Consider the following 15804-nt stretch of genomic DNA (forward strand, 5'->3'; position numbering starts at 1 on the left):
TTATCGGGTTAAATGTAAGAATCCAGCTTTCTCTCTCGTATTCACACCATCTTTATACTTGATGACCCAGTAATAGGTTCCTTCAGGTAATCCGGCGGACTTGTCTATTGTTACCCTGCCTTCAGAGACGCCCCTGAACGCTTTGGTCGTATTGTCATAGCCTTTGGTTTCATAAACCAATATACCCCAACGGTTGTAAATCTCTACCGTGTTGTCTGGGAAGCAAACGATGCCCTGGATGTAAAGCTCCTCATAGAATCCGTCTCCATTCGGCGATACTAAGTTATAAACTTTAATCGTACATCCGTCGAACTCGATAATAGTTGGCTCTTCATCCACATCGTTGATATCAGACGAAACGTCCACAGCAATCTCCTCACCACTTGGGCTATAACCTCTTACAGATGCCTGGTTGGTTACACTGCCTCGTGTAATGTCTTCAGGAGTAAGGAAGTAATGTCCTAACAGTGTTGCGATTCCTCCAGGAGCTATAGTACCTATAATACCATTGTTATCAAGGATTACACCTGGAAGCGGATCGCTCACTGTAACGTTATACAGGGTCGTCAATCCGGTATTGGTTACTGTAAAGGTATAAACGATTTCTTCGCCAACCTGTGCAAAACCATCCTCATTGGTATCAATGAACGATCCTGTTTTCACGATTTGGATATCGCTTGACTCTTGCAGGATTACGATAGTTGGGTCATTTTCACCAACACCGTCATTATCCGAATCGTCACTTACAACACCTCCCTCAGGATTAGTTCCAGTAGCTACTGCAGTGTTCACCACTTGTCCGTCTGCCATATCCGCGGCGGTGATCACGTACGGAGCAGTTACGGTACCAACCTGACCTGGTGCTAAAGTTGCCGGTGCAATCGCGAGATTCACCACGCCAATCCTTGCATCATTGATGACAATGTTACTGATAGAACCTGTTCCTGTATTGGTTACCTGGAATGTATAAGTGATGGTATCACCTACAGCTCCGGTACCTCCTACGCTGGCAGTTTTAATCAGCGTTAACTTAGGAACACCAAGGTATACAATGGTTGGGTTATCGTCACCATTTGCAGCAACACCTTCATCCGACACATCTGAAACTGTATCTCCGTTAGGATCGCTACCGGTTACAGAAGCAGAGTTGATCACCAGACCTGCATTGATGTTCGTTTGATTGATGTGGTAAACAACTGGTGTCATAGTACCTGATTCCCCAGGGTTCAATGTTGATGGCGTAAGCGGTACTAATACCGTTCCTGTCAAGGCATCGTTTATCAGGATGTTGGTTACCGTTACGTTTCCTGTATTCCTGATTACGAAGGTATATACAACAGTATCAGCTGTATCTACGATACCGTTTGCATTGTCATCAACGTAAACCCCTGTTTTGATGAATTCTAATTCAGGGTTCATTGGGATTGGCGTTACAGTAGGCGTATCACCACCGTTGGTATCATCACCATCATTATCCGAAGTATCCGTTACGGTTGTTCCTCCAGGAGTAGTTCCTGAAACCACAGCCGTGTTCACGACCTGTCCTGCATTCACATCAGCTTGTGTTATAGTGTATGTGAAAGGAACACTCACAACCTGACCAGGAGTCAATGGTGATGGAACTGTTATCGGGTTTAACGATATAGTCGGATCACTAATGCTTACGTTATTCAGCAATACGTCTCCTGTGTTTGTCACTTCGAATGTGTAAGTGATCGTATCACCCGCACCGATTTGTCCATCATTATTCACATCATTGGTTACAGCTGTTTTCTTCAGTTTGATTGAAGGATGGATTGTAACGTTTATTGTGATGGTCACTGTTGCAGTCGACGTTTGTCCATCAGCATCAGTAATGGTGTACTGGAAGCTGTCAGGTCCACTGTAATCAGGGTTTGGTGTGTAAGTGACCGTATCATCAGCCTGTGTCGCGGTTCCGTTATCATTTACTGTTACGGTTCCGTTTGCAGGAGATGTAGCGATTGTTATCGGACCAGCCGTTGAAGGACCGTCTCCACCGAATGTATCGTTGCCCAATACAGTGATTACGACTGGTAAGTTCTGGTCTGTTACAGCCGTATCATCTACCGCAAGCGGCACATCATTCGGATTACAAGTGATGGTCACATTGACTGTTGCAGTTGACGTATTACCATCTGCGTCTGCAATGGTGTAAGTGAAGCTGTCAGTACCACAGTAATTTGCATTCGGAGTATACGTAATGGTATCATCCGCCTGGGTTGGCGTACCGTTGTCATTCACCGTTACCGTACCGTTTGATGGGTTTGTAGTTGTGATTGGAAGCATTATTGATGGTCCGTCCCCACCGAAGCTGTCGTTACCAAGTATACTGATGGTTACAGCAGTATCTTCAGCTGTAGTCACGGCATCATTCACGGCAAGCGGCACATCATTTTCACAATTAACGATTATAGTAACCGTAGCTGTAGACGTATCGCCGTCAGCATCAGTAATCGTATATGTGAAACTGTCAGGAGTAGCTGCAGTGTTACAGTAGTTGGTGTTTGGCGTGTACGTGATGGTATCATCTGTCGGATCATTTGGCGTACCTCCGTCATTCAATGTCGCCGTACCGTTTGCTGGCTGTGTAGCAACAATCACGGCTACAGTACCTTTTCCATCGTTTCCGAAGTCGTCATTATCCAATACGTCTATTGTGATCGCATTGTCCTCATTAGTCGTTACAGCATCTGCCACAGCGGTTGGGAACTCATCGATACAATTCACTACAATGGTTACAGTGGCGTTAGCGGTATCGCCATCAGCATCAGCAATCAGGTAAGTGAAGCTGTCTGTCGGGCCACCTGTATTACAATAGTCCGCAGCAGGCGTATAGACGATTGTGTCATCCGTCGGATCTGTTGGCGTACCATGAGTATCCACAACAGCAGTACCATGCAATGGTGCATCTACTACTATAATTGAACCTGTGTTTGGTCCGTCGCCTCCGAAACTATCGTTCGACAACACATCAATATCAATCAGCGTATCCTCATTGGTTGTAACAGCTTCATCTGTGGCATCAGGGAACTGGTCACAAGCCACTGTAATTGTTACTGTTGCTGTTGCAGAATCACCATCAACATCTGAAATAGTGTAAGTGAAAGTATCCACTCCACAGAAGCCTGCATTTGGTACATAAGTAACCATATCGTCAGCTTGTGTAGGGGTATTGTTATTGTCTACAATCACTGTACCATTTGCAGGGTCAGATGCGATTACGATTGTGCTTAGGCTTGGTCCGTCAGCACCGAAGCTGTCATTTCCTAGCCACAGGATTTGTACCTGAGTACCTTCAGTTGTTGTGGCAGTGTCGTTAACTGCTGTAGGTACAGCATCACAAATCACATCTACGGTTACAGTAGCGGTAGCAGTATCACCATTTGCATCAGCGATGGTATAAGTGAAGCTGTCCGCGCCACAGTAATTTGCATTTGGCGTATATGTAATTGTGTCATCAGTCGGATCGTTTGGCGTACCACCGTCATTTACGGTTGCAGTACCGTTTGCAGGTTGTGTTGCCACAACGATTGGGGTGTTGGAAGGACCGTCAGGACCGAAGTCGTCGTTGGTCAACACCGCAATCACTACAGGAGTGTCCTCGTTTGTTGTTGCAGCATCATCCAAAGCAACCGGCAATTCTGTATTGTCACATGTGACAGTCACTGTAACCATTGCAATATCAGTATCTCCATCAGCATCAGCAATCAAATAAGTGAAACTGTCAGGAGCAATGTTCTCGTTACAGTAATTTGCATTAGGTGTGTAGACGATCGTGTCATCCGTCGGATCTGTTGGCGTACCATTCATATCCACAACGGCAGTACCATTTGCAGGCTGCGTCATTACAATGATAGATCCTGTGTTTGGTCCGTCTGGGCCGAAGGTATCGTTTGTCAACACATCGATAGTAACCGCAGTGTCCTCAAGGGTTGAAGCAGCATCATCAATTGCATCGGGAACATCGTTACCGTCACAGGTCACGTTAATTGTAACTGTAGCCGTAGCAGTATCACCATTCGCATCAGCAATAGTATATGTGAAACTATCAGGCGTACCAGCCGTGTTACAGTAGTCTGCATTCGGAATGTACGTAATCGTGTCATCCGTTGGGTCGTTTGGCGTACCACCGTCATTCATTGTTGCAGTACCGTTGGCAGGTTGTGTTGCGACAACAATTGTAGTACTTGAAGCACCGTCAGGACCGAAGTTGTCGTTCGTCAGTACTGCAATCACTACAGGAGTATCCTCATTGGTTGTGGCAGCATCATCCAAAGCAACCGGCAGGTCATTCGTATCACAAGTAACCGTCACTGTAACCGTTGCAATATCAGTATCTCCATCAGCATCAGTAATCATATATGTGAAGCTGTCAGGAGTACCGCCTGCAGTACAGTAATTCGCATTTGGCGTGTAGATGATCGTATCATCCGTAGGATCTGATGGTGTACCGTTAACATTCAGGGTAGCTGTACCATTGACAGGTTGTGAAGCCACTACGATTGTTCCGACGTTAGGTCCGTCAGGGCCAAAGGTATCGTTTGCCAATACATTGACAATAACTGGCGTATCCTCAGGGGTTACTGCGCTATCATCATTTGCAATCGGAAGATCGTTGCCATCACAAGTTACGTTAATTGTAACTGTAGCCGTAGAAGTCTGTCCGTCAGCATCTGCAATAGTGTATGTGAAGCTGTCAGTTCCACAGAAGTTCGCATTTGGCGTATAAACCACGGTATCATCAGACTGTGTTGCAGTACCATTATCATCAACAGCTACAGCACCATTCGCTGGGTTCGAAGCAATAACTATCGGTCCGGAAACTGATGGTCCGTCGCCACCGAAGCTATCATTTGTAAGTACATTGATTGTTACCGCATTATCTTCATTAGTGGTTGCCGCATCATTCACTGCCGATGGGACATCGTTAGGTACATTGATAACATTGATTGTTACTGTTGCAGTTGACGTATCGCCATTAGCATCTATTATAGTATAAGTGAAACTGTCTGTTCCAACAAAGTCTACAGCCGGTACATAAGTAATGGTGTCATCAGTTGGATTTGTCGGCGTACCGTTAGTGTTCAACGTCGCTGTACCGTTTGATGGTTGCGTAGCTACAATGATGGTGCCCACGTTTGGTCCGTCACCACCGAAGGTATCATTGGCAAGTACTGTGATGGTTACTGCAGTTTCTTCATTAGTAGTTGCAGCATCGTCAGCAGCCACCGGCAGATCATTCACACAAATCACAGTGACTGTTACAGTAGCTGTAGACGTGTCGCCATTAGCATCCGCAATAGTGTAAGTGAAGCTGTCAGTTCCACAGAAATCTGCATTTGGCGTATAAGTTACCGTATCATCAGCCTGTGTTGCCGTGTTGTTGTCATTCACTGTTACATTACCGTTTGCAGGAGTCGTAGCAATAACAACAGGTCCTGAAACTGATGGTCCGTCGGTATTGAAGTTGTCGTTTGCAACCACATTGATTGTCACAGCATTGTCTTCATTAGTCGTCGCAGTATCATTCACAGCAACCGGCAATTGGTTAACTCCGCTGGCTGTTATACATACAGTAGCCCTGTCTGTATCACCATTAGCATCAGTAATGAGGTACTCGAAGCAATCAGTGCCAACGAAACCGGCATTTGGCGTATACGTAATCGTATCGTCTGCAGGATCGTTCGGCGTGTTGTTCGTATTCACCACGATGGTACCGTTTGATGGTGCCAACAGCGGGGTTCCCTGAACAACAATCGGGCTCGTAATAATCTGTACGTTGCCCTTTCCGTCACCACCAAAAGTATCGTTGATAAGAACGTTTACAGTCACAGGTGTATCTTGTGGTGTCGTTGCAGTATCGTCAACAGCAGTTGGAACGTCTGAATTGTCAGCTGTCACTGTAATGGTCACGGTTGCAGTAGCAGTTTGTCCATCTGCGTCAGCAATCGTGTAAGTGAAACTGTCGCTTCCAAAGAAGTTCGCATTCGGCGTGTACGTGAAGAAGTCATCAGTAGGATCTGATGGCGTACCGTTGTCATTTACAACAGCGATACCATTAGAAGGCTGAGTATTCATTACGATAGCACCGTTAGATGGGCCGTCACCTCCGAAGTTGTCATTCACAAGTACATTGATATTTACGGCCGTATCTTCCAGGGTCGTAGCCGAATCATTCACTGCTAATGGAGCATCAGCCGTAACCGTATCCGGTGTGATGGTAACCGTTACGCAAGCCGTAGCGGTTTGTCCGTCAGCATCCCTGATCGTATAGCAGAAGCTGTCTGTTCCATTGTAATTTTGATTCGGAACATAGGTTACCGTATCATCAGCCTGGGTTGGCGTACCGTTATTATTAACAATTACGCTACCGTGTAATGGTTGTGTGGTAATCGCTATCGCTCCAGCGAATGGTCCGTCACCTCCGAAGCTGTCGTTGGCCAGTACATTGACCGTAACCGGAGTATCCTCAACAGTAGTAGCCACATCGTTTACAGCAACCGGAACATCTGTCTGGTCGCAGATTACGTTCACGATTACGAAGGCCGTAGAAGATTGTCCGTCAGCATCAAAAATGCTGTAAGTAAAGACATCGTTTCCACAGAAGTTCGCGTTCGGGGTATACGTAATCGTGTCGTCCGTAGGATTGTTCGGCGTACCGTTCGTGTTTACAACTGCTGTACCGCTTAATGGGTTGGATGCAATCACGATTGGCGTACTTGATGGTCCGTCGCCTCCGAAGTTATCGTTAACAAGGACATTGATTGTTAGCGGTGTATCTTCAAGCGTTGATACGGCATCATTTACAGCAGATGGCTGGTCGATTGTCGGATCGTTTGCAATCACGGTAATAGTCACCGTAGCTGTCGAAGTCTGTCCGTCGGCATCAGTAATGGTGTAAGTGAAGCTATCCGTACCGCTGAAGTTTGCATTCGGCGTGTAAGTCACCGTATCGTCTGCAGGGTTATTCGGAGTACCGTTGTTATTCAATACAGCAACACCGTTAGAGGCCCCGCTTGCAATTACTACTGCACATGCGCATGGCCCGTCACCACCGAAGTCATCATTTCCAAGCACGCTGATGGTTACAGGTTGCTCTTCATTAGTCGTTGCAGTATCATTCACAGCCAGCGGCGCATCGGTTGTCGGTGCATCAGGCGTGATGGTGATATTCACTGAAGCCGTAGCCGTTGAACCGTTCGAATCAGTGATGGTATAGTTGAACGTATCGTTGCCATGGTAGTTGGCATCAGGCGTATACGTAATCGTATCGTCTGTAGGATCGTTCGGCGTACCATTATTGTTTACTACTACATCTCCATGCGTTGGCTGCGACTGGATCAGGATGGTACCTGAGTTCGGTCCGTCAAGGCCAAAGAAGTCATTCACCAGCACATTGATTGCCACAGGGGTATCTTCTGCAGTAGTTACTGTATCGTTATTCGCAGATGGAACATCGACGTTAGGATCATTAGGCGTTACGTTGATCGTTACGGTAGCCGTAGACTGCTGTCCGTCGGCATCCTCAATGATGTATGTGAAGCTGTCTGGTCCGTTATAACCCGGATTAGGGATATACGTGATGAAATCATCCGTAGGATCATTCGGCGTACCGTTCAGGTTCACCGTAGCGATACCGTTTGATGGCGTAGTGCCCACGAAAATGGCTCCGTTCGATGGGCCGTCACCGCCGAAGCTGTCATTGGCCAATACCGCGATATTAACACTGTTACCTTCTGTCAATGACACAGAATCATCTACAGCAGTCGGCACATCGTTAAGCGGATTATCAGGAGTGATTGCTATGAACAGCGTAGCCGTAGCAGTTTGTCCGTCGGCATCGGTAATCGTGTAGACAACAGCATCAGATCCGTTGTAATTCGGATTTGGTGTGTATGTAATTGTGTCATCAGTCGGATCGTTAGGCGTACCATTCACATTTACAACTGCAATACCATTTGCCGGAGGTGTCACAATGACGATTGGTCCAACTCCTGGTCCGTCACCACCGAAGGTATCATTGCTGAGTACGTTTACGGTAATTGGCGTGTCTTCAGGTGTCGAAACAGTTTCGTCATTCGCATCTGGTTGGTCAATTGCCACGTTATCAGGATTCACAGTGATTGTTACGGTAGCTGTGGATGTTTGTCCGTCAGCATCAGTAATAGTATATGTAAATGCATCTGTTCCGTGGAAGTTCGCGTTCGGGATGTACAAGATGGTATCATCCGTAGGATCATTGATTGTTCCCGCATTCAATACAACTGCAGTACCATTTGCAGGCTGTGAAGCTACAAGGATTGTTCCTGAAGTAGGTCCGTCACCTCCGAAGTTATCGTTAATAAGCACGCTTACAGTAACCGAAGTATCTTCATTGGTTGTTGCCGTATCATCCACTGCAACCGGAACATCATTCAACGGATTGTCTGCAGTAATCGTAATCGTTACGGTAGCAGTTGAAGTCTGTCCGTCAGCATCAGCAATAGTATATGTGAATGAATCTGTACCATTGAAGTTTGCATTCGGTGTATACGTAATGGTATCATCAGTAGGATTATTCGGCGTTCCATTATTGTTTACCGTGGCGATACCATTTGCAGGTATTGTGGCAACCACAATAGCACCGGTCGATGGTCCGTCGCCGCCGAAGTTATCATTCACAAGTACATTCACAGTAACCGCAACGTCTTCAGCAGTAGTTGATGAGTCATTTTGCGCTACAGGGAAGTCTGCTGTATCAGCATCAGGGTTAACAGTAACCGTTACACAAGTTGTAGCACTTTGTCCGTCCGCATCGCTGATAGTATAACAGAAGGTATCAGTTCCATGGAAGTTCGGATTAGGTGTATACAATATGGTATCATCGGTCGGATTGTTAGGCGTACCATTATTAATTACCACTGCAGTTCCGCTGGTAGCAGGAGTTGAAATTACAACTGGACCTACACCTGGGCCGTCACCACCGAAGTCATCATTAGTCAATACAGGAATAGTGACTGCAACATCTTCCGTTGTAGTAGCCGTGTCAGGCTGCGCTACAGGGAAGTCTGCATTAGGATCGTCCTGTGTAACGGTAACGTTCACACAAGCAGTAGCAGTCTGTCCGTCAGCATCGGCAATGGTATAGCAGAATGTATCCACACCATTGAAGTTTGCATTCGGTGTGTAAACAATCGTATCGTCAGTAGGATCGTTTGGCGTACCATTATTGTTTACCACAGCCGTACCGTTTGAGGCAGGTGTAGCAATCACGATTGGTCCGACACCCGGTCCGTCACCTCCGAAACTGTCGTTGACAAGTACATTGATCGTTGTTGGTGTACCTTCCTGTACAGTTACAGCATCGTTGACAGCAGTTGGCATGTCAATACTCGGGCTGTCTGCAGTAATTGTTATTGTTACTGTAGCTGTCGACGTTTGTCCGTCTGCATCTGTAATGGTATACGTAAACGTATCGGTTCCATTGAAGTTTGCATTCGGGGTATACGTAACGGTATCATCAGTTGGGTTTGTAGGCGTACCATTTGTATTCACAACTGCCGTACCATTGGTTGGCTGCGTGACCAAAATCGGGCTTGCAGATGGACCGTCACCACCGAATGTATCGTTGGCAAGGACAGTCACCGTTACTGGTGTATCTTCCTGGGTATTTGCCACATCATTTGCAGCTACCGGTTGGTCAGCAATCGGATTGTCCGGAGTTACGGTAACCGTTACACAAGCTGTTGAAGTCTGTCCGTCTGCGTCAGCAATGGTATAACAGAAACTGTCGATTCCGTTGAAATTCGGATTCGGGGTATAGGTAATTGTATCATCCGTAGGATTATTCGGTGTACCATTATCATTCACTACAGCATTACCGTTTGTTGGTGTTGATGCAAGTACAATTGGTGATGATGATGGTCCGTCTCCTCCGAAATTATCATTTACAATTACCGGAATCACTATTGATGAGTCTTCTGCCACCGCAGCAATGTCTGCAACTGCCGTAGGCGTATCGAAGGTCGGGCTGTCTGCGTTGATTGTTACAGTCACTGTAGCAGTCGATGTTTGTCCGTCACTATCAGCAATAGTATAAGTAAACGTGTCAGTTCCGTTAAAGTTCACATTTGGCGTATAGGTAACCGTATCGTCAGCCGGGTTGAATGGCGTGCCGTTAGTGTTTACAGTTACGGTACCATTAGCACCTTGTGTAACAGTAATTGGTCCTACACCGGCATTATCACCACCAAAACTGTCATTTACAAGCACATTGATGATTACCGCAGTATCCTCATTAGTCGTTGCCGTATCGTTCACAGCTGTTGGCGTGTCATTAAACGGAGAATCAGGATTCACTGTAATGGTAACCGTAGCAGTCGAGGTCTGCCCATCGGCATCACTGATAGTATAATTGAACTGATCAGTTCCGTTAAAGTTCGGGTTAGGCGTGTAAGTGATCGTATCGTCGGTAGGATCGTTCGGTGTACCGTTATTATTCACCACCACAGCACCGTTTGCTGCAGGGGTTACAGTAATTGCACAGGCACATGGTCCGTCAGTACCGAAGTTGTCATTTACAAGCACATTTATCACGACAAAACTATCCTCATTTGCAGTAGCCGTATCATTAACAGCCAATGGGCTGTCAGCACCAGGGGCATCAGGATTAATCGTCACGTTCACTGTCGCAGTCGAAGTATCGCCGTTTGAGTCAGCTATAGTATAAGTGAACGAGTCCGATCCGTTGAAGTTCGCATTCGGGGTATAGGTAACCGTGTCATCGGTTGGGTCAGATGGCGTACCGTTAGTATTCACTACGGCGCTTCCGTTAGATGGCTGGCTCGCCACAACGATCTGAACCACACCAGGACCGTCGCCTCCGAAGCTGTCGTTGGCAACAACAGGGATAACCACGGATTGGTCTTCGGTAACCGTTGCAAGGTCGTTAACCGCAACAGGTACGTCAGCACCAGGCGCATCAGGGCTAACCGTGATGGTCACAGTAGCCGTAGAGGACTGTCCGTCGGCATCAAAGATGGTGTACGTGAAGCTGTCCGTGCCGAAGAAGTTCGCATTCGGGGTATAGGTAATCGTATCGTCGGTCGGGTTGCTTGGCGTACCGTTGTTGTTCACCACAGCACTTCCGTTAGATGGCTGGCTGGCCACAACAATGGCGCTGGCCGATGGCCCGTCACCACCGAAGCTGTCATTGAGCACCACAAGTACGCTTACAGGGGTATCCTCACCGGTAGTGGCCGTATCGTTCACTGCCAATGGCATATCTGCAGTCGGCGCATCTGGGGTAACGGTAATGGTCACAGTAGCCGTAGCGGCCTGCCCGTCGGCATCAAGGATCATATAAGTGAAGCTGTCTGATCCGTTGAAGTTCGCATTAGGCGTATAGGTGATCGTATCGTCAAGAGGGTTGTTCGGGGTACCGTTGTTGTTCACCACAGCCACACCGTTGGATGGTTGGGTCATCACAAAGATAGGTCCTGCGAACGGCCCGTCGCCGCCGAAGCTGTCGTTTACAAGTACAGGGAGGCTCACCGATTGGTCTTCGCTCACCGTAGCGGTATCGTTCACCGCAGTCGGAGCATCTGCCGTATCGGCATCCGCAGCCACGTTCACGAACACTGTCGCAGTAGAAGTCTGTCCGTCGGCATCAGCGATTGTGTAAGTGAACACATCGTTGCCGTGGAAGTTCGCATTCGGGGTATAGGTAATGGTATCATCCGTCGGATTGTTCGGTGTCCCGTTGTTGTTCACCGTAGCAGTACCGTTAGAGGCGCCCATAGCGATCGTGATGGCTCCCGTAGATGGTCCGTCGCCGCCGAAGCTGTCGTTGGCAAGCACGCTGATCGTAACAGGGGTGTCTTCTGTGGCAGAGGCAAAATCATTGGCAGCTACCGGGAAGTCAGCTGAAGGATCGTTGGCGTTCACGGTGATCGTTACCGTAGCGGTCGAGGTCTGTCCGTCCGCATCGGCAATCGTGTAGGTGAAGCTGTCCGTACCGCTGAAGTTAGCGTTCGGGGTATAGGTGATCGTATCGTCGGCAGGGTTGTTCGGCGTACCGTTGGTGTTCACCACGGCCACACCGTTAGATGGGGTCGAAGCGATAGCGATCGCACCGGTAGATGGGCCGTCGCCACCGAAGCTGTCGTTTGCAAGCACGCTGATCGTCACGGCTAGCTCCTCATCGGTAGTGGCCGTATCGTTCGCTGCCAATGGCATGTCAACCGTAGGCGCATCAGCGGTGATCGTGATGCTCACGGAAGCCGTGGCCGTATCGCCGTTGGAATCCGCTATCGTATAGTTGAACGTATCGTTGCCATGGTAGTTGGCGCTTGGCGTATATGTGATCGTATCGTCGGTCGGGTTGTTCGGCGTACCGTTATCGTTCACGATCGCCGTACCGTGTACAGGCTGCGACTGGATCACGATAGCACCGGTAGATGGTCCGTCAAGGCCGAAGAAGTCATTGACAAGCACCCCGATCACCACAGGGGTATCCTCGGCAGTGGTCACAACATCGTTGTTGGCCGAAGGAACGTCCGCAGTAGGGTCGTTTGGCGTCACGGTGATTGTCACCGTAGCCGTAGACTGCTGTCCGTCAGCATCCTCGATGATGTACGTGAAGCTGTCACTACCGTTAAAGCCTGGGTTAGGGATATAGGTGATGAAGTCATCGGTAGGGTCGTTCGGCGTACCGTTAAGGTTCACCGTGGCGATACCGTTGGATGGCGTAGCACCTACGAAGATCGCGCCGTTGGATGGGCCGTCACCGCCGAAGCTGTCGTTGGCAAGTACCGCAATGTTTACGTTGTTGCCCTCGGTGATCGTCACACTGTCATTGGCCGCCACAGGGGCATCGTTCAATGGGTTGTCCGGCATCACACCGATGTTCACCGTAGCAGTCGAGCACTGGCCGTCGGCATCACAGATCGTATAGGTGAAGCTGTCGGCTCCGTTGAAGTTCGCATTCGGGGTATAGGTGATCGTATCGTCAGACGGATCGTTTGGTGTTCCGTTGGTATTCACCGTAACGGTACCGTTGGCACCTTGCGTCACAGTGATAGCGCCTACAGAAGGACCGTCACCGCCGAAGCTGTCGTTGCCAAGAACGTTCATCGTAATTGGCGTATCCTCAGCCGTAGCATATGTATCGTCATTGGCATCAGGCATATCGGTTGCAGGATTATCCGCAGTCACCGTAATGGTAACAGTAGCCGTAGAAGTCTGCCCGTCAGCATCGGTGATGGTATAGGTGAAGCTGTCGGTTCCGTGGAAGTTCGCATTAGGGACATACGTGATCGTATCGTCGGTAGGATCGTTCAGCGTACCCTGGTTCAGTACCACGGCAACACCGTTCGATGGCTGGCTCGCCACAGCGATAGAGCCCGAGGATGGGCCGTCACCGCCGAAGCTGTCATTGGTAAGCACCGTGATATTCACAAGGGTATCCTCTGCCGTAGTGGCCGTATCGTTCACCGCCAATGGCATATCGGTAAGCGGGTTGTCACCCGTAACGGTGATGCTCACCGTAGCAGTCGATGTCTGTCCGTCAGCATCAGCTATAGTATAAGTGAAGCTGTCAGAGCCGTTGAAGTTCGCATTCGGGGTGTATGTAATGGTATCGTCCGTTGGATCGTTTGGCGTGCCGTTGGTATTCACCGTGGCAATACCATTAGATGGGTTCGAAGCGATAACGATGGCTCCTGTAGATGGGCCGTCGCCGCCGAAGCTGTCGTTCACAAGTACGTTTACAGTCACAGGGGTATCCTCAATGATGCTCGCCGTATCGTTCGCCGCCACAGGGAAGTCAGCATTAGGGTCACCTGGGGTAACCGTTACCGTAACGGTAGCCGTAGAAGTCTGGCCGTCCGCATCGGCAATCGTGTATGTGAAGCTATCCGTACCGCTGAAGTTCACGTTCGGGGTATAGACAACAGTATCGTCAGAAGGGTTGTTAGGTGTGCCGTTGTTGTTCACCGTAACCGTACCGTTAGTGCCTTGCGTCACCGTGATAGGACCAACGCCTGGGCCGTCACCACCGAAGCTGTCGTTGGCAAGTACCGGGATGCTGATGGCAACCTCCTCAACAGTGTTTGCAGTATCAGGCTGCGCTACTGGGAAGTCCGCGTTTGGATCATCGGCAGAGACCGTAACGGTAACAGTAGCCGTAGCGCACTGTCCATCCGCATCACAGATCGTGTAGGTGAAGCTGTCAACACCATTGAAGTCCGTGGCAGGAGTATACGTAATCGTATCGTCGGTTGGATCAGAAGGCGTACCGTTGGTGTTCACCGTAACGGTTCCGTTAGAACCTTGGGTCACAGTGATCGCACCTACAGATGGGCCGTCGCCACCGAAGCTGTCATTGGCAAGCACGCTGATCGTCACAGGCGTGTTCTCCTGTACTGAGACCGTATCGTTGTTTGCGGTCGGCATATCAACACCTGGCGCATCAGCAGTTACAGTTACCGTAACCGTAGCGGTCGAGGTCTGCCCGTCCGCATCAGAGATAGTATAAGTGAAGCTGTCTACACCGTTGAAGTTCGCATTCGGGGTATAGGTAACCGTATCGTCGGTCGGGTTGAAAGGCGTACCGTTGTTGTTCACCGTAACGGTACCGTTGGCACCTTGCGTCACACTGATGGATCCCGATGATGGACCGTCACCGCCGAAGCTGTCGTTTAGAAGCACCGGTATGATAACCGCCGTATCCTCAGCGGTAGTGGCCGTATCGTTAACCGCTGCCGGCATATCAAGGGTCGGGTTGTCAGGCGTTACGATGATAGTAACCGTAGCCGTAGAGCATTGACCATCAGCATCACAGATCGTGTAGGTGAAGCTGTCAACACCGTTGAAGTCCGCGCCAGGGGTATAGGTCACAGTATCGTCCGTCGGATCGTTCGGCGTGCCGTTGTTGTTCACAACTGCAATACCGTTCGATGGGTTAGACCCGATCGTGATAGCTCCTACCGATGGGCCGTCGCCACCGAAGTCGTCATTGGCAGTAACGTTGATCACCACAGAGCCGCCTTCAGCAACACCCGCTGTATCGGCAGAGGCCGTTGGGGTATCGAAGGTAGGGTTATCGGCAATAATCGTAATGGTAACCGTAGCAGTCGAGGTCTGGCCGTCACTGTCCGTGATCGTATAAGTGAAGCTGTCGCTGCCGTTATAGTTCGCACTTGGCACATAAGTAACCGTATCGTCGGTCGGGTTGAAAGGCGTGCCGTTGGTATTCACCGATACCGTGCCGTGAAGGCCTTGGGTAACGATGATAGGCCCGACACCAGGTCCGTCGCCGCCGAAGTCGTCGTTGGTAAGCACCGTGATCACAACAGCCGTATCCTCATTGGTACTGGCAGTATCGTTCACCGCCAATGGCGCATCGTTGAATGGGCTGTCTGGGGTAACCGTTACAGTCACTGTAGCCGTAGCGCACTGACCGTCAGCATCACAGATCGTATAAGTGAAGCTGTCGGTGCCGTTATAGTTCGGGTTAGGCACGTAAGTGATCGTATCGTCCGTCGGATCGTTCGGCGTGCCGTTAGTGTTCACGCTCACGCTGCCGTTTGCAGCAGGGCCTGCAGTGATCGCACCAACTGATGGGCCGTCAGCACCGAAGCTGTCGTTTACAAGCACGCTCACTGTAACTCCGAAGCCCTCACCTGTCGTAACCGTATCATTGACAGCCAATGGGCTGTCAACGCCAGGCGCATCAGGGGCGATGGTCACGTTCACTGTAGCTGTAGATGTATCACCGTTTGAATCGGTGATGGTATAGGTGAA

The 15804-nt window shown here is 49.2% G+C and carries 1 protein-coding gene (only partly in view); it reads right to left on the bottom strand.

Annotated features, from left to right (window positions below; genetic code table 11):
• Positions 1 to 15804: the 3' portion of an Ig-like domain-containing protein gene (locus tag HYN49_RS00135; RefSeq protein ID WP_245892305.1), read on the bottom strand. It continues 1896 nt past the right edge of the window; the window shows 15804 of its 17700 coding nt (coding positions 1897-17700); the start codon falls outside the window, past its right edge; its stop codon occupies positions 1 to 3.

Source organism: Flavobacterium pallidum, assembly GCF_003097535.1.
In the GTDB taxonomy this organism is placed as follows: Bacteria; Bacteroidota; Bacteroidia; order Flavobacteriales; family Flavobacteriaceae; genus Flavobacterium; species Flavobacterium pallidum.